The organism is Bradyrhizobium sp. Ghvi (assembly GCF_900115265.1).
Lineage (GTDB): Bacteria > Pseudomonadota > Alphaproteobacteria > Rhizobiales > Xanthobacteraceae > Bradyrhizobium.
This window is the reverse complement of record NZ_FOVU01000001.1, coordinates 593,857-609,560: the sequence shown is the minus strand read 5'-3', so window position 1 is coordinate 609,560 and position 15,704 is coordinate 593,857. Positions and strand designations below refer to the sequence as shown.

16 protein-coding genes are annotated in these 15,704 nt (G+C 63.5%); 11 read left to right on the top strand and 5 right to left on the bottom strand.

The features are described 5' to 3' along the window. Positions 1–150 precede the first annotated feature (150 nt). Positions 151–2,364 carry an FAD-dependent oxidoreductase gene (locus tag BM374_RS02915; RefSeq protein WP_092289048.1) on the top strand — a complete coding sequence of 738 codons (2,214 nt, stop codon included), beginning with the start codon at positions 151–153 and terminating at the stop codon, positions 2,362–2,364. Positions 2,365–2,442: 78 nt separating this feature from the next. Here BM374_RS02915 and gstA read toward each other — a convergent pair whose 3' ends face one another. Further along, complete coding sequence (gstA, locus tag BM374_RS02910) at positions 2,443–3,057, bottom strand: glutathione transferase GstA (protein WP_092289047.1); 615 nt, start codon at positions 3,055–3,057, stop codon at positions 2,443–2,445. Between the two features lie 127 nt (positions 3,058–3,184). Here gstA and BM374_RS02905 point away from each other — a divergent pair, with 127 nt between their 5' ends. From BM374_RS02905 to BM374_RS02895, 3 genes are all read left to right on the top strand, one after another. Further along, positions 3,185–3,682, top strand: coding sequence for a MarR family winged helix-turn-helix transcriptional regulator (locus tag BM374_RS02905; protein WP_092289046.1), 498 nt, complete (start codon positions 3,185–3,187; stop codon positions 3,680–3,682). Positions 3,683–3,781: 99 nt separating this feature from the next. Beyond that, positions 3,782–5,152, top strand: a complete 1,371-nt coding sequence (locus BM374_RS02900) for a glutamate--cysteine ligase (RefSeq protein ID WP_092289045.1) — start codon at positions 3,782–3,784, stop codon at positions 5,150–5,152. A 177-nt stretch (positions 5,153–5,329) separates the two neighbouring features. Beyond that, entirely contained in the window at positions 5,330–5,908 is a 579-nt protein-coding gene (locus BM374_RS02895) for a PAN domain-containing protein (protein WP_092290176.1), read from the top strand. A 151-nt stretch (positions 5,909–6,059) separates the two neighbouring features. On the opposite strand, the gene BM374_RS02890 is transcribed toward BM374_RS02895, so the two are convergent. From BM374_RS02890 to tldD, 3 genes are read right to left on the bottom strand one after another with little or no spacing between them, the layout of a single operon-like run. Beyond that, the gene (locus BM374_RS02890) at positions 6,060–6,626 is read right to left on the bottom strand and encodes a nucleotidyltransferase family protein (protein ID WP_092289044.1); all 567 of its coding nucleotides are present in this window, start codon (positions 6,624–6,626) and stop codon (positions 6,060–6,062) included. A gap of 12 nt (positions 6,627–6,638) precedes the next feature. Continuing rightward, positions 6,639–7,415: a signal peptidase I gene (lepB, locus tag BM374_RS02885; protein ID WP_092289043.1), complete on the bottom strand. Its 777-nt coding sequence runs from the start codon at positions 7,413–7,415 to the stop codon at positions 6,639–6,641. Then, positions 7,412–8,839 (bottom strand): metalloprotease TldD, encoded by a 1,428-nt coding sequence (tldD, locus tag BM374_RS02880; protein WP_092290174.1) that lies wholly within the window; start codon positions 8,837–8,839, stop codon positions 7,412–7,414. The genes lepB and tldD overlap by 4 nt, the downstream gene beginning before the upstream one ends. A 170-nt stretch (positions 8,840–9,009) precedes the next feature. Between tldD and BM374_RS02875 the strand changes: the two genes are divergently transcribed. After that, the gene (locus BM374_RS02875) at positions 9,010–9,297 is read left to right on the top strand and encodes a hypothetical protein (protein ID WP_092289042.1); all 288 of its coding nucleotides are present in this window, start codon (positions 9,010–9,012) and stop codon (positions 9,295–9,297) included. Positions 9,298–9,303: 6 nt separating this feature from the next. On the opposite strand, the gene BM374_RS02870 is transcribed toward BM374_RS02875, so the two are convergent. After that, a complete protein-coding gene (locus BM374_RS02870) occupies positions 9,304–9,849 on the bottom strand; it encodes an invasion associated locus B family protein (protein WP_177248055.1) in 546 nt (181 codons plus the stop codon). A gap of 447 nt (positions 9,850–10,296) precedes the next feature. Here BM374_RS02870 and coxB point away from each other — a divergent pair, with 447 nt between their 5' ends. The 6 genes from coxB (at position 10,297) to BM374_RS02840 (ending at position 15,650) form a co-directional block, all read left to right on the top strand. Next, complete coding sequence (coxB, locus tag BM374_RS02865; protein WP_092289041.1) at positions 10,297–11,151, top strand: cytochrome c oxidase subunit II; 855 nt, start codon at positions 10,297–10,299, stop codon at positions 11,149–11,151. Between the two features lie 81 nt (positions 11,152–11,232). Further along, positions 11,233–12,849 (top strand): cytochrome c oxidase subunit I, encoded by a 1,617-nt coding sequence (gene ctaD, locus BM374_RS02860; RefSeq protein ID WP_092289040.1) that lies wholly within the window; start codon positions 11,233–11,235, stop codon positions 12,847–12,849. A 60-nt stretch (positions 12,850–12,909) separates the two neighbouring features. After that, positions 12,910–13,854: a heme o synthase gene (locus BM374_RS02855; protein ID WP_092289039.1), complete on the top strand. Its 945-nt coding sequence runs from the start codon at positions 12,910–12,912 to the stop codon at positions 13,852–13,854. Then, positions 13,851–14,027, top strand: a complete 177-nt coding sequence (locus BM374_RS02850; protein ID WP_035700697.1) for a cytochrome c oxidase system small membrane protein — start codon at positions 13,851–13,853, stop codon at positions 14,025–14,027. The genes BM374_RS02855 and BM374_RS02850 overlap by 4 nt, the downstream gene beginning before the upstream one ends. 5 nt (positions 14,028–14,032) lie before the next feature. Then, entirely contained in the window at positions 14,033–14,689 is a 657-nt protein-coding gene (locus BM374_RS02845) for a cytochrome c oxidase assembly protein (RefSeq protein WP_092289038.1), read from the top strand. Between the two features lie 64 nt (positions 14,690–14,753). Continuing rightward, entirely contained in the window at positions 14,754–15,650 is an 897-nt protein-coding gene (locus BM374_RS02840) for a cytochrome c oxidase subunit 3 (protein ID WP_092289037.1), read from the top strand. The last annotated feature ends 54 nt before the right edge of the window (positions 15,651–15,704 follow it).

The window sequence follows — 15,704 nt, the reverse complement described above, 5'->3', positions numbered from 1 at the left end:
CAATCGTAGGGTGGGTTAGCGAAGCGTAACCCACCTCTTCTGTTTCTGCAGGGAAGGCAGTGGTGGGTTACGCCTTCGGCTAACCCACCCTACGAAATCCAGATCAACCGCCGCGCCTGCGATCGGCTGCGGCACCGAGGAGCAACCAGCATGGCATACAAGAATTTCAAGGTTGAGACCGATTCCGACGGCATCGCGCTCGTCACCTGGGACATTCCGGGCCGTTCGATGAATGTGCTCGACGAGACCTCGACCAACGAGCTCGATGCGATCGTCAAGGCGACCACGGCCGATGCCGCGGTGAAGGGCGTCGTCATCACCTCCGCCAAGGAAGCGTTCTGCGCCGGCGCCGACCTCTCCATGCTCGAAGGCATGAACCAGGCCTATGCGAAGCTCTTCAAGGAGCAGGGCGAGACCGCGGCGAACCAGATGCTGTTCGACCAGAGCCGGCGTTTTTCGCAGGTGCTGCGCTCGATCGAAACGTCAGGCAAGCCGTGGGCGGCCGCCATCAACGGCCTTGCGCTCGGCGGCGGCTTCGAGATCACGCTGTGCTGCCACTATCGCGTGGCGGCGGAGAATCCCAAGACCCGCCTCGGCCTGCCCGAGGTCAAAGTCGGCCTGTTTCCTGGCGCCGGCGGTACGCAGCGCGTGCCGCGCCTGGTGCCGCCGCAGGACGCGATGACCATCCTGCTCAAGGGCGATCCGGTCACGATCGAGAAGGCGAAGGCGCTGAATCTGATTCACGCCATCGTTCCGCCTGCCGACCTCGTCAAGGCGGCGAAGGAGTGGATCAAGGGCGGCGGCAAGGCCGTCGCGCCGTGGGACGAGAAGGGCTTCAAGCTTCCCGGCGGCCCGGTGTTCTCCAAGGCCGGCATGATGATGTTCCCGGCGGGCAATGCCATCTATCGCCGCGAGACCTACGACAATTATCCAGCCGCGCGCGCCATCATGAGCTGCGTCTATGAAGGCCTGCAGTTACCGATCGACGCCGCGCTGCGCGTCGAGTCGCGCTACTTCACCTCGGTGCTGCGCTCGAAGGAAGCGGCCGCGATGATCCGCAGCCTGTTCCTGTCGATGCAGGAGCTCAACAAAGGCGCGCGCCGTCCGAAGGATGTGCCGCCGACCAAGGTGAAGAAGATTGCCGTGATCGGCGCCGGCTTCATGGGCGCGAGCGTCGGCTACGTCTCGGCCCGCGCCGGCCTCGACGTCGTCCTGATCGATCGCGACCAGGAGAGCGCCGACAAGGGCAAGGCGCATGCGCAGAAGGTGATCGAGGAGCAGATCAAGAAGGGCCGCGCCAAGCCTGACGATGCCGAGAAGCTGCTCGCGCGGATCACGCCGACCGCGGATTATGCCGCGCTTAGGGATGTCGACCTCGTCATCGAAGCCGTGTTCGAGGACCGGAAGGTCAAGGCCGATACGTTTGCCAAAGCGCAGGAATATCTGAAGCCGGACGTGATCTTCGCGTCGAACACTTCGACGCTGCCGATCACCTCCCTGGCCGAGAGCTTCAAGGACCAGGGCAAGTTCGTCGGCATCCACTTCTTCTCGCCGGTCGAGAAGATGATGCTGGTCGAGATCATTCTCGGCAAGAACACCGGCGATGTCGCGCTCGCGACCGCGCTCGATTATGTCCGGCAGATCGGCAAGACGCCGATTGTGGTCAATGACTCCAGAGGCTTCTTCGCCAACCGCTGCGTCGGCCGCTACGTCGCCGAAGGCAACGAGATGTTCCTCGAAGGCGTGCCGCCGGCGATGATCGAGAACTGCGCCAAGATGGCCGGCATGCCGGTCGGCCCGCTCTCGCTTTCGGACGAAGTCGCGCTCGACCTCGGTCTGAAGATCATGAAGGCGACCGAAGCCGATCTCGGCCCCAACGCCATCAATCCCGATCAGAAGAAGCTGATGGTCGAGATGGTCGAGAAGCAGGGCCGCCTCGGCCGCAAGAACAGCAAGGGCTTCTACGACTATCCCGACAAGGGTAAGGGCCAGAAGAGCTTGTGGCCGGGGCTCTCGGCGCTCCAGCCGAAGCAGCTCGACCCTGATACGCTCGATGTCGAGGAGCTGAAGCAGCGTTTCCTGGTGGTGCAGGCGGTGGAAGCCGCGCGTACGGTCGAGGACCACGTCATCACCGATCCGCGCGAGGCGGATGTCGGCTCGATCCTCGGTTTCGGCTTCGCGCCTTTCACCGGCGGCACGCTATCCTACATCGACTTCATGGGAGCTAAGAAGTTCGTCGAGCTCTGCCACAAGCTCGAGGCCAAGTACGGCTCGCGCTTCAGGCCGCCGAAGCTGCTGGAAGAGATGGCCGCCAAAGGCGAAACCTTCTACGGCCGTTTCGCGCCGAAGAAGGCTGCTGCCTGATCGAGCTTAAGCTCATTCGAGGATAAGAAGGGCCGGATCGTCGATCCGGCCCTTCGTCGTCGCTGTCGCGATCCGGCGTTACTTGGCCTGCACCAGTCCTTCCTTCTTCAGAGCTTCCTGCACCTTCGGCCGTGCCGCGACGCGGGCCTTGTAGGCGGTGAGGTTGGGCATCGCCGAGAGGTCGAACTTCATCCGGTCGCCCCAGGTCAGCATCGTGAAGAGATAGCCGTCAGCGACAGAGAACTGCTTGCCCATGAGGTAGTCTTTGCCGGCGAGCTCGCTGTCGATGTGCTTCAGCTTGCCCATGACACGATCCTTGAAGAACGCCTTGGCTTCGTCGTTCAGCGCCGGAGCGAACAGCGGGCCGAAGCTCTTGTGCACCTCGGAGGTGAGGAAGTTCAGCCATTCGAGCAGCTTGTAGCGCTCGGAACTGTCCCGCGCGGGCGCCAGGGCCTTGGCCGGGGCCTTGTCGGCGATCATCTGGACAATGACCGGGCCTTCCGTCACGATCTCGCCGCTGTCGAGGCCCAGCGCGGGAACCTGACCCTTCGGATTGACCTTCAGATAGTCTTCGCCGTTCTCGAGCTTCTTGGCCCGAATATCGACCTTGACCAGCTCATAAGGCAGGTCGGCCTCCAGGAGCGCGATGTGAGGGGACAGCGAGCAGGCACCGGGCGAATAATACAGTTTCATGGAATTTCCTCCTCTGGACGCTTGGTTGGGGCGAAGGGAACACCTACATGCACCTGCATGGAATAGTCAAGATTGATGCAGGTGCATCGAATGAGGTAAGAAGCGGACGACGAGTTTGAGCGGGACCATGAAACGCAAACCATCGACCGAGGCAACCAGCGCCTGGATCCGCCTGATGCGGGTGCAGAGCCGCGTGCTCGACTGCGTCGAGCAGGATCTGAAGAAGGCCGGTTTCCCGCCGCTGGCCTGGTACGATGCGCTGCTCGAATTGTCGCGGGCGCCAAGCGGCGAGCTGCGGCCGGTGGAACTCGAGCGGCAGATGCTGATCCCGCAATACTCCACCTCGCGCCTGATCGACCGCCTGGTCGATGAGGGGCTCGCTTCCCGGCGCGAATGCAAGATCGATAAGCGCGGCCAGTTCGTCGAGATCACGGAGGCGGGCCGCGAGCTGCAGAAGCGGATGTGGGGCGCCTATTCGGCTGCGATCGAGAAGTATGTCGGCTCGAAACTGTCCGACGCCGATGCCGTCAAGCTCAGCGGTCTGCTCGACCGGCTGGGCTGCTCATGCGGCGAGATGAAGCTGCCGCCCGTCGTCAATGTCAGCGAAAGCTCGCCGTCGCGATGATCGCGCGGCAAACCAGCACGTCTGCGCGCCCGGTGGGTTCGCGGACAATCCCCGTCACCTGGGCGCATTCGGTCGAAGCGCTTCTGATTAGAGTTTGATATGGCGCGAGACCAGATCGATATGACGCCGCTGCAATCGCGCGACGAACTCGTTGCGTGGTTCGAGGCCGGCTGCAAGGACCCATCGGAGTTCCGCATGGGCACCGAGCACGAGAAGACGCCGTTTACGCTCGAAGGCCACCGTCCGGTGCCTTACGAAGGCGCGCGCGGCATCGGCGCGCTGCTCGAAGGCATGAAGCTCCTGCTCGGCTGGGAGCCGATCATGGAGAAGGGCAACATCATCGGTCTCTACGACGTCACCGGCGGCGGCGCGATTTCGCTCGAGCCCGGCGGACAGTTCGAACTATCGGGCGCGCCGGTCGAGACGGTGCACCAGACCCAGAGCGAGTTGATGGCGCACCTGGCGCAGGTGCGCGAGATCGCGACCCCGCTCGGCATCGGTTTCCTCGGCCTCGGCATGACGCCGTCCTGGTCGCGCGCCGACATCCCCGTGATGCCCAAGGGCCGCTACAAGATCATGACCAACTACATGCCGAAGGTCGGCCAGTACGGCCTCGACATGATGTATCGAACCTGCACGGTGCAGACCAATCTCGACTTCTCCTCCGAAGCCGACATGGTCAAGAAGCTGCGCGTTTCCCTGGCGCTTCAGCCGGTCGCGACCGCTCTGTTTGCCAATTCGCCGTTCACGGAAGGCAAGCCGAACGGCTTCCTGTCCTTCCGCTCCGAGATCTGGCGCGATACCGACAACGCCCGCGCCGGCATGATGCCGTGGGCCTTCGAGGACGGTATGGGCTTTGAACGCTATGTCGACTATGCGCTCGACGTGCCCATGTATTTCGTTAAACGCGGCGACGATTACATCGACGTGTCGGGCTCCTCGTTCCGCGCCTTCTTCGACGGCCGCAACAACAATCTTCCCGGCGAGCGTCCGACGCTATCGGACTGGGCCAACCATCTTTCGACGATCTTCCCGGAAGTGCGGCTCAAGCGTTATCTCGAGATGCGCGGCTCCGATGGCGGCCCGTGGGGCCGTCTGCCGGCGCTGTCGGCGTTCTGGGCCGGGCTGCTCTATGACGACGCATCGCTCGATGCCGCCTGGGACCTGGTGAAGCACTGGACCGCACCAGAGCGTCAGGCTCTGCGCGACGATGTGCCGCGCTTCGGCTTCAAGTCGCGGATCAAGGACCGCTATCTGTTCGAAATTGCCAAGGAATGCCTCGTTCTGGCGCATGCCGGACTGCGCCGTCGCGGCCGCATCGACGCGATCGGCCGCGACGAAACACGGCATCTGGAGCCGCTCGATCGCATCATTGATTCCGGCCGGACGCCGGCCGAGGAGATGCTCGAGAAGTTCAACGGTGCCTGGAAGGGGTCGGTGGAACCGGCCTATGCGGAATACGCATTCTAGATTCAATCATAGCGCGTTTTCTTCACGCGAACCGGGGTCCACGTCGCTTGAACCATGCTTCCAGGCAAATAGCCAAATGATCGGGCTTTAGGCCGTTCATCGCCCATACAGGTTTGCGGCGATCAAATGACGGACTGGAAAAACCTGAGCGCCGTCAATAACTCGAAAGCTGTTTCGATGGGGAAGGGCCACCTGCCTGGGGCCGTCATGGCAAAGGTCACGGCTTGCGTCGTGGCATGTGTCACGCTGCTTTCGCTCGCCTTTGTGAGCGGGCCGGCGCGTGGCCAGACGGCGTTCGACCGGCCCGGAGGCGATTACTTCAACACGCCGGTCACCTCGGGTGATCCCGAGGACTGCGCGCTGCTCTGCGAGCGCGATCGCCGTTGTCGCGCGTGGAGCTTCGCCTATCCTGATATCGATGGCGCCGCGGCGGTATGCTGGCTCAAGAATACCGTGCCGCCGCGACAGCCCGCTAATTGCTGCATCTCCGGGGTGCGTGGCGCTGGCGTGATCGAGCCGCGCGTCGAGGGCGTCGAGAGCTCGATCGACCGCCCCGGCGGCGATCTGCGCAATTTCGATCTCAAGCAAGGCGACGGCGAGGAAGCCTGCAAGGCCGCCTGCACCGCCGACAATAAATGCCGCGCCTTTACCTACGCCCGTCCCGGTTACACCGGGCGCGAGGCGCGCTGTTTCCTGAAAAAGGAGATCAAGCCGCCGCGGCGAAAGGCAGGGTTCACGTCGGGCGTGGTCAGGTAGTGTTCGCGCTCGTGCCCCGGGCGCAGCGCAGCACGAAGTGATGCGCTGCTGAACCGGGGCCCATTCGGCCCCGCAATGCTCGGCGCGATGGGTCCCGGCTCTGCGCCGCATCGCTTCGCGATGCGTCTTGTCCGGGACACCAGAGTTTTATTCATTCCGCCGCAATTACCGTAAGCTCAGGCCATAGCGACTTCCATCGACCGGCTTTCGCAGCGTAATTCGCGGTGGAGAAATTCGATCCCGGATTTGGGCGCGCAATGAGGCGCGCGACGTCGTCGAAGCCGTGCGGTGCATAAACGTCGTAACCACTGTCCGTGCGCCTCACGCCCACTTGCGTGTTCTGGGGGAGGAAACGGTCGATACCGTCGGTTGAGCACGACAGCGGCGGATAGGGCAGACCGTGTTTGGTCGGGTACCACAGATGCACGCGGGCCTGATTACGAGCCTCGATCTTGACGTCGAGGTGATCGAGCCGCGCTTGTAGCTTGCGGATCACCGCGTCTTCCGCGTCCCACGACGTATCAGGGTGGAAGTAGAAGATATCATAGTCGGCGATGCCATGATCGAGGGGCCGGCCAGTGAGCACGTTCCACGCTGTTTGCACAAGGCATCCCGAGACCAGCCACGCATCCGGCAGCGCGAGGCTGCGGAGTTCGTCGATGATCAAACCGTTGACGGGATTTAGCAGGGCGAGGGCAAGAAACTCGTCTTTGCTCACCTTGCGATCAACTCAGTGCACGGCGGTGAAGAAACGCGCGAGACGGAAGCCGGAGAGCCAGTTCCAGACCGGCTGGCCGCGCATGCCGAGATCCCAGGAGCCGAGCACGGCGTCGGCACGGCCGACGAGATTGTCGACCGGCAGCAAGCCGACGCCGCCCGAGCGCAACGGCACGCGACTGTCGGCGGAGTTGTCTCTGTTATCGCCGAGCACGAACAGATGACCCGATGGCACGGTGACCTCGGGCGTGTTGTCGAGCGGGCCGTTGTCACGCATCTTGAAGATCAGATGCGACACGCCGTTCGGCAGGGTCTCGACATAGCGATAGGCCGGCTCGCTGCCGCCATTGTCGTCCTCGGCAGCTCCAACGCCATCCGGTTTCAATTCGGCGGGGCGGTCGTTGATGAAGAGCTGGCCTTGCCGCATCTGGATGCGGTCTCCGGGCAGGCCGACGACGCGCTTGACCCAGGCCTGCGAGCGATCGCCGGGCCAGCGGAACACCACGACATCGCCCTGCTTCGGCATCTCGGCGAATACGCGCCCGGTTTCCGGCAGGTTGATCTGGATCGGCAGCGAGGAGGTGCCGTAGCCATAGGGGAATTTCGAGGCGAGCAGCGCATCGCCGATCAGCAGCGTCGGCTCCATCGAGCCCGACGGCACATAGAACGGTTCGGCCAGCGCACCCTTGGCGATGAAGACGGCCGCGACGATGCCGGCGAGCTGCGCGATCTGCCCGGCCCAGCCGGTGCCCTTCCGCTTGGTGCTCATAGTTGCTTTCTCAACGCTCATGCGCCCGTTCCACCCACCGTAATGCGTTCCATCAGGAGTGACGGCTGGCCGACGCCGACTGGCACGCCCTGACCGTTCTTGCCGCAAGTACCGATGCCGGTATCGAGGGCGAGATCGTTGCCGATCATGCGGATGCGATGCAGGTCGGTCGGCCCGTTGCCGATCAGCATGGCGCCCTTCAGTGGCGCCCCTAACTTGCCGTTCTCGATCTTGTAGGCTTCGGTGCACTGGAACACGTATTTGCCCGAGGTGATGTCGACCTGTCCGCCGCCGAAATTCGCGGCAAACACGCCGTTCTTCACCGACGCCAGAATCTCGGCCGGATCGCGGTCGCCCGCGAGCATGTAGGTGTTGGTCATGCGCGGCATCGGCACATGGGCGTAGCCCTGGCGTCGGCCGTTGCCGGTCGGCTTCATGTTCATCAGCCGCGCGTTCTGGCGGTCCTGCATGTAGCCGACCAGGATGCCGTCCTCGATCAGCACGGTGCGGTTGGTCGGCGTGCCCTCGTCGTCGATCGACAGCGAGCCGCGGCGCGAGGCAATGGTGCCATCATCGACCACAGTGACGCCCTTGGCCGCGACCTGCTGGCCCATCAGGCCGGCGAACGCAGACGTCTTCTTGCGGTTGAAGTCGCCCTCGAGGCCGTGACCGACGGCTTCATGCAGCATCACGCCGGGCCAGCCGGCCCCGAGCACGACGTCCATTTCGCCGGCGGGGGCGGGAATCGATTCCAGATTGACCAAGGCCTCGCGCAGCGCGCCGTCGGCGGCGTCGCGCCAGGATCGGGTCTCGATGAACTCGGCATAGCCGGCACGGCCGCCATAGCCCTTGCTGCCGCTCTCCTGCCGGTCGCCCTGGCCGGCGACGACGGAGACGTTGACGCGCACCAGCGGGCGGATGTCGCGATAGCTCTCGCCGTCGGGCCGCAGGATCTCGACTACCTGCCAGGTCGCGCCCAGACTGACGCTGACCTGTCGCACCCGCGGATCCTTGTCGCGCAAATACGCGTCGATCTCGGCTAGCAGTTTGACCTTGGTCTCGAAGCCCGGCGCATCGAGCGGATTGTCATCGCCATAAAGGCGCACATTGGTATGCGGCGGCGGTGCGGCAAAGCTGCCAGAGTAGCCGCCGCGGACGGCTGCGACGGCATCGGCCGCGCGAATCAGCGCCGGCAGCGATACGTCGGAGGAATGCGCATAGCCGACCGCGTCGTCCTTGACGGCGCGCAGGCCGAAGCCTTGCGAGGTGTCGTAAGTCGCCTGCTTCAGCCGCCCATTGTCGAACATCAGCGCTTCGGTCTGGCTGTATTCCAGGAACAATTCGCCGTCATCGGCACCGGCAAGGCCGCGCGCGACCTCGTGGCGAACCTGGTCGCGGTCGAGATTGGCGCGGTCGAGCAGGGAGGTTGTGGCAGGGTTGGTCATGCGTCCGTCCATTATCGGGGGATGTGCGGCAAGATAATGGTTTCCAGCGCGTTTCGCGAGGGTCGGGCTGTCACATTACGGAAACGATAGGTACCGCTTCCGCTTAAACTCGCTTTCAGTATTTCGGGTTATCGAGGACGAACCCACGGATCAGAGCCGCCGGCAAAAGCATGTGGAATTCCCTGTTTGCGTTCTGGGATCAGTATCACGGTCTGATCATTGGTTTTGGCGTACTGGGCCTGGTCCTGCTTTTTAACCAGTTCATCTACCGTCGCTACTGGACCTCCTATCCCACTCGCGAGGCCTATATCGCAGCTCATCCCGGCTGCCACACGGCGGACGGCATCGTTTGCGCGACGTGCGGGCAAAAAGCGCTGACCGGGCCGGTGGCCGGAAAAGGGCGCATCTATCGCTGCGACTGGTGCGACAACGAGCTTTACCGTGTCGACAGAGCGTGAGCGCTGCTACGGCAGCTTGTCGTAGCCCTCGCCGAGCCCGTTCAGGCTGAGCGGGAAACCGATGCCTTCTTCCGGCGTCTCGAAGATGATGAAGGTCGCAGTCTTGGCGCTGCGGAGCTGGCCGAGCAGCTTGTCGTCCATGACGACCTCGGCGACGCAGCCATTGGGCAGGCAGCGGACGAAGCCGGCGCGGCCGACGTCCTGGTTGTCGAGCTTCAGCCCGAGGCCGGAGGGCAAGAGCACGCCCAGCGGGGCGACCACGCGCATCAGGCGGCTCTTCTGGTCGGCGGTCTTGAGCACGATCACGGTGAGGCCGGCATTGGAGCGGTCTTCCGCCACCACGCTCTGGATCAGGGCGCATTGCTCGGCCTGGGCGCCCGGAGGGGTGTCGCAGCGGATCTGCCAGTCGCCATGGACGGAGCGCACCGCGCCCTGCGCATGGGCAGAGCCGGGCAAGGCAAGGAGAAGGACGGTGGTCAGGAGGCCGATCAGCGTCATGAGGCCGCTAGCCGGCCATATTGCCGATCTTGCCATGCATCTCGATAGCCCCATCAGGGTCGGTCCCTCTGCTCGCTTGGGTCGCTCGCGCTGGTGGACTGATACGGGAATGACGGCGTCTTGAAGGCAATTCACAAGCAAGTTCCGCGCCGCTTGGCCATCATCGCCGCCACGAATCAGGTTCCTGCGCGGCCTTGCGCCAGTGCCTACAGCGGGCAACTCGGCTGTCAAGCCGCGGCATCCCGGCAAGCGGTATTTTTGTCTGATCTTACTAGGAAATATCTTGCGGGTGATCGCTGGCAGAAGAGGCTCAAGACTGCATTGCGATAGATCAAGAATTATGGTTTGAGAGGCTTGATTTCGGCGTTCTAGCGATCTGGCCCCAATTCCTCTTAGAGGTATTCTTGAGCGGCGGTTTGTCAGACGGGCGGATCGGAATAAGCGTTTCCCGGAAACAGGGGAGCGCACTTGGGGTGATTTCGTAAGGGGAGCGCGAACGGCATGAGGATGTCGATGGGTCGGGTGGGCCGGCATTTGCTGGGAATGGCCACCATCGCCTTGATGGCGACTGGCATCACGCTGCTGACGGGCGGCGCGGCATTTGCCGAGCTCGGGCAGCCCGAGCCGTGGGAATGGCACCTGCAAGGCTCCGGCTCCCCGGTGATGGACAATATCGTCTGGTTCCACAACTTCTTGTCCGTGCTCATCATCGTCATCACGTTGTTCGTTCTGGCGCTGCTGGTCATTGTGGTCATGAAGTTCAACGCGAGGGCCAATCCGGTGCCGTCGCGGACCACGCACAACACACTGATCGAGGTGGTGTGGACGCTGGTGCCGGTGCTGATCCTGGTCGGCATCGCGGTGCCGTCGTTCCGCCTGCTGTTCCTCGAGCTCGACGTGCCGAAGGCGGATCTGACAGTCAAGGCAACCGGCAAGCAGTGGTACTGGTCCTACGCCTATCCCGACAACGGCAAGTTCGAGTTCGACTCGCTGATGGCCCAGGACAAGCAGCCCCGCCTGCTCGGCGTCGACAACGAGATGGTGGTGCCGGTCAACAAGGTGATTCGCGTCCAGGTCACCGGCGCCGACGTCATCCACGCGTTCGCGCTGCCGGCCTTCGGCGTCAAGATCGACGCCATTCCGGGCCGGTTGAACGAGACCTGGTTCAAGGCCACCAAGACCGGCATGTTCTACGGCCAGTGCTCGGAGCTCTGCGGCAAGGACCATGCCTTCATGCCGATCGCGATTCGCGTGGTGAGCGACCAGGAGTTCGCCTCCTGGGTTGAATCGGCGAAGAAGAAATATGCGAGCGGCGGCACCAGCACGTTCGCCTCCGCGGCCGGCCCGACGCAGTAGCATCGGGTGAGGTGGGACTGAAAGCGACATAAGGGGCGGGACCTCCAAAGGTCCGAATGGGACGCAAGGCAGGATTTGAAAATGGCAACGAGCGCAGCGACACACGGCGATCACGCGCATGACCACGAGCACGCCCACCCGACCGGATGGCGGCGCTACGTCTATTCGACCAACCACAAGGACATCGGCACGATGTACCTGATCTTCGCGGTCATCGCCGGCATCATCGGTGCCGCGATGTCGATCGCGATCCGTGCCGAGTTGATGTATCCGGGCGTGCAGATATTCCACGAGACGCACACCTATAACGTGTTCGTGACCTCCCACGGCCTGATCATGATCTTCTTCATGGTCATGCCCGCCATGATCGGCGGCTTCGGCAACTGGTTCGTGCCGCTGATGATCGGTGCGCCCGACATGGCGTTCCCGCGCATGAACAACATCTCCTTCTGGCTGCTGCCGGCCTCCTTCGCGCTGCTGCTGATGTCGACCTTCGTCGAGGGCGAGCCGGGCGCCAACGGCGTCGGTGCCGGCTGGACCATGTACGTGCCGCTGTCGAGCACCGGTCACCCTGGTCCCGCCGTCGACTTCGCGATCCTGTCGCTGCATCTGGCGGGTGCCTCGTCGATCCTCGGCGCCATCAACTTCATCACCACGATCTTCAACATGCGCGCGCCGGGCATGACCCTGCACAAGATGCCGCTGTTCGTCTGGTCGATCCTGGTGACGGTGTTCCTGCTGCTGTTGTCGCTGCCGGTGCTCGCCGGTGCGATCACTATGCTGCTCACCGACCGCAATTTCGGCACCACCTTCTTCGCACCTGACGGGGGCGGCGATCCCGTGCTGTTCCAGCACCTGTTCTGGTTCTTCGGTCACCCCGAGGTGTACATCCTGATCCTGCCCGGCTTCGGCATGATCAGCCAGATCGTCTCGACCTTCTCGCGCAAGCCCGTGTTCGGCTATCTCGGCATGGCCTACGCCATGGTCGCGATCGGCGGCATCGGTTTCGTGGTGTGGGCGCACCACATGTACACGGTCGGCATGTCCTCGGCGACGCAGGCCTATTTCGTTGCCGCGACGATGGTCATCGCGGTCCCGACCGGCGTGAAGATCTTCTCCTGGATCGCCACCATGTGGGGCGGCTCGATCGAATTCCGCGCCCCCATGATCTGGGCGGTGGGCTTCATCTTCCTGTTCACGGTCGGTGGCGTCACCGGCGTCGTGCTGGCAAACGCCGGCGTCGATCGCGTGCTCCAGGACACCTACTACGTCGTCGCCCACTTCCACTACGTTCTGTCGCTCGGCGCCGTGTTCGCGATCTTCGCCGGCTTCTACTACTGGTTCCCGAAGATGTCGGGCTACATGTACAACGAGACCGTCGCCAAGGCGCACTTCTGGGTCACGTTCGTCGGCGTCAACATGGTGTTCTTCCCGCAGCACTTCCTTGGTCTGTCGGGCATGCCGCGCCGTTATGTCGACTACCCCGATGCGTTCGCGGGCTGGAACTTCGTCTCGTCGATCGGTTCCTACATCTCCGGCTTCGGCGTGCTGATCTTCCTCTACTGCGTGCTCGACGCCTTCATGAAGAAGGTGCCGGCGGGCGCCAATCCCTGGGGTGCAGGTGCGACCACGCTGGAGTGGACGCTGCCCTCGCCGCCGCCCTTCCACCAGTTCGAAGTGCTGCCGCGCGTGCAGTAAGCCGGCTTCCGCGGCGCCCGAGACGGGCGCCGCGGCTGTATAACGAAGCGAGTTGAATTCGTGTCCGTCCTCGACCAGAACGCCATCGACATCAATCCCCGCATCTCCGAGGCGGAGGTCGGCGACTATCTCGCGCTGCTTAAGCCGCGGGTGATGTCGCTCGTGATCTTCACCGCGCTGGTCGGGATGGCGATGGCGCCCGGGCACTTCCACTGGGTGCTGGCGATCACCTCGCTGCTCTCAATCGCCGTCGGCGCCGGCGCCTCGGGCGCGCTCAACATGGCGCTCGAAGGCGACATCGACGCCAAGATGTCGCGCACCGCCAACCGTCCGATTCCGCGCGGCCGCATCACCCGGCCCGAGGCGATGGCGTTCGGTATGACGCTCGCTTTCTTTTCGGTGATGACGCTCGGCATCCTCGTCAACTGGATCGCGGGCGCGCTGCTCGCCTTCACCATCTTCTTCTATGTCGTGATCTACACGATCGGCCTGAAGCGCTGGACCGCGCAGAACATCGTGATCGGCGGCGCCGCCGGTGCGCTGCCGCCGGTGGTGGCCTGGGCTGCCGTAACCGGCAGGGTCGATGTCGAGCCGCTGCTGCTGTTCGCCATCATCTTCTTCTGGACGCCGCCGCACTTCTGGGCGCTGGCGCTGTTCCGCTCCGACGACTATGCCCGCGCCGGCATTCCGATGCTGCCGAACGTCGCCGGCCCGGACGCGACCCGCCTGCAGATCCTGCTCTACACCATCGTGCTGATCGCGGTGGCCGCAGCGCCCTGGGTGCTCGGCTATTTCGATGCCATCTACGGCATCGTCTCGCTGATCCTGGGTGCCGGCATGCTGGTGCTCGCGATCAATGTCTATATGCGTCGCGAGCGCAGCCAGTCGCTGCGCGCGACGCGAAAGCTGTTTGCCTTCTCGATCCTGTATCTGTTCGCGCTGTTCGCGACCCTGCTGGCCGAGGTCGTGGTCCGGGCGCTTGCTCCTATGGTTGGGGGCGCATGATCACGGCGATGGCTGACAAACCCGAGCCAGATGGAATCGTCCTCACCGAGGCGCAGAAGAAGAGCCGTCGCCAGCGCTCGATCGCAATTGCGCTCGCGCTCGGTGTGCTCGTCGTCCTCTTCTTCGCCGTGACCATGGTCAAGGGGCCGGCGGTTCTCGTTCGCCCAATGTGACAGAGATGGATCAGAAGCCGACCATATCGCCCGATCAGAGCCGAACGGCCAGGAAAGGCCGTTCAGGCGGCTTGAGTCGCGATGTGCTGGTCGGTTCGATCTGCGGCGGCGTGGTCGCGCTGATGGTCGGCGCATCCTACGCAGCGGTGCCGTTCTACAACTGGTTCTGCCGCGCCACCGGGTTCAATGGCACGACCCAGGTCGCAAAGTCGGCGCCCGCCACCGGCCCGATCGCACGGAAGATCGCGGTGCGTTTCGATTCCAACGTCGCGCCCGGCCTGCCCTGGAAGTTCGAGCCCGAGCAGACCGAAATCGAGGTCAATATCGGCCAGGTCACCACGATCTATTACACCGTGACCAACCAGGCCGCGCGCACCACCTCAGGGCAGGCCGCCTACAACGTCGCGCCGCTGACGGTCGGATCGTACTTTCAGAAGATCAATTGCTTCTGCTTCACCGAGCAAACCATGGCACCCGGCGAGAAGCGCGAGATGCCCGTCGTGTTCTATGTCGATCCGTCGATCGTCAATGACCATGACAATGACGGGCTGAGCACGATCACGCTGTCCTACACGTTCTATCCGGTGAAGGATCCGGTGGTGAAGCCGCTCGCATCCGGCGAGGACGACAAGCGCAAGGGAAATCTCCAGCCGCCGGGTTGATGCTCAGGGGTTGGAACAAGGGGATAAGTGCCCGACAGGCACGGGATTGAGGAGACAGACCGCAATGGCTACCGCGCAAGGCAAGCATCACGACTACCATCTGGTCGATCCCTCTCCGTGGCCGGCGGTCGGCTCCGTCTCGGCCTTCATCATGGCGGTCGGTGCGATCTCCTGGATGCACCACATGTTCTCGGCGGCACCGATCGTGTTTGGTGTCGGCACCGTCGGCGTGCTCTACACCATGGCGAGCTGGTGGGGCGACGTGATCAAGGAAGCCCAGTACAAGGGCGACCACACCCGCGTCGTGCAGCTGCATCACCGCTACGGCATGATCCTGTTCATCGCCTCCGAGGTGATGTTTTTCGTCGCCTGGTTCTGGGCCTATTTCAACGCGGCGCTGTTCCCGGCCGATGCCGTCCACGCCACCCGTGACGCGGTGTTCGGCTGCGGCCTCGGCACCCAGCCTGGCGCCTGCTCGGTGCCGGGTACCTGGCCGCCCCACGGTATCGAGACCTTCGATCCCTGGCATCTGCCGCTGCTCAACACGCTGATCCTGCTCACCTCGGGCACCACGGTAACCTGGGCGCACCACGCACTGCTCGAGAACGACCGTCAGGGCCTGAAGTATGGCCTGATCCTTACCGTGCTGCTTGGGGCGACCTTCACTTGCGTGCAGGCCTATGAATACAGCCACGCGGCGTTCTCGTTCGCCGGCAATGTCTATGGCGCCACCTTCTTCATGGCGACCGGCTTCCACGGCTTCCACGTGCTGATCGGCACCATCTTCCTGATCGTGTGCCTGGTGCGCGCCTATGCGGGCCACTTCACGCCGAAGCAGCATCTCGGCTTCGAGTTCGCTGCCTGGTACTGGCACTTCGTCGACGTGGTCTGGCTGTTCCTGTTCCTGTGCATCTATGTCTGGGGACACGGCGCCGAGACCATGGCCCACGGCGCGCACTGAGCCGCGACAAATCGATCGGGAAAGGGCGGCCGCAGGGTCGCCCTTTCGCTTTCC

Excerpts from the sequence above, each read along its gene's own strand:
- BM374_RS02915 (WP_092289048.1), top strand. The coding sequence starts at position 151 with ATGGCATACAAGAATTTCAAGGTTGAGACCGATTCCGACGGCATCGCG.
- gstA (WP_092289047.1), bottom strand. The coding sequence starts at position 3,057 with ATGAAACTGTATTATTCGCCCGGTGCCTGCTCGCTGTCCCCTCACATC.
- BM374_RS02905 (WP_092289046.1), top strand. The coding sequence starts at position 3,185 with ATGAAACGCAAACCATCGACCGAGGCAACCAGCGCCTGGATCCGCCTG.
- BM374_RS02900 (WP_092289045.1), top strand. The coding sequence starts at position 3,782 with ATGGCGCGAGACCAGATCGATATGACGCCGCTGCAATCGCGCGACGAA.
- BM374_RS02895 (WP_092290176.1), top strand. The coding sequence starts at position 5,330 with ATGGGGAAGGGCCACCTGCCTGGGGCCGTCATGGCAAAGGTCACGGCT.
- lepB (WP_092289043.1), bottom strand. The coding sequence starts at position 7,415 with ATGAGCGTTGAGAAAGCAACTATGAGCACCAAGCGGAAGGGCACCGGC.
- tldD (WP_092290174.1), bottom strand. The coding sequence starts at position 8,839 with ATGACCAACCCTGCCACAACCTCCCTGCTCGACCGCGCCAATCTCGAC.
- BM374_RS02875 (WP_092289042.1), top strand. The coding sequence starts at position 9,010 with ATGTGGAATTCCCTGTTTGCGTTCTGGGATCAGTATCACGGTCTGATC.
- BM374_RS02870 (WP_177248055.1), bottom strand. The coding sequence starts at position 9,849 with ATGGGGCTATCGAGATGCATGGCAAGATCGGCAATATGGCCGGCTAGC.
- coxB (WP_092289041.1), top strand. The coding sequence starts at position 10,297 with ATGAGGATGTCGATGGGTCGGGTGGGCCGGCATTTGCTGGGAATGGCC.
- ctaD (WP_092289040.1), top strand. The coding sequence starts at position 11,233 with ATGGCAACGAGCGCAGCGACACACGGCGATCACGCGCATGACCACGAG.
- BM374_RS02850 (WP_035700697.1), top strand. The coding sequence starts at position 13,851 with ATGATCACGGCGATGGCTGACAAACCCGAGCCAGATGGAATCGTCCTC.
- BM374_RS02845 (WP_092289038.1), top strand. The coding sequence starts at position 14,033 with ATGGATCAGAAGCCGACCATATCGCCCGATCAGAGCCGAACGGCCAGG.
- BM374_RS02840 (WP_092289037.1), top strand. The coding sequence starts at position 14,754 with ATGGCTACCGCGCAAGGCAAGCATCACGACTACCATCTGGTCGATCCC.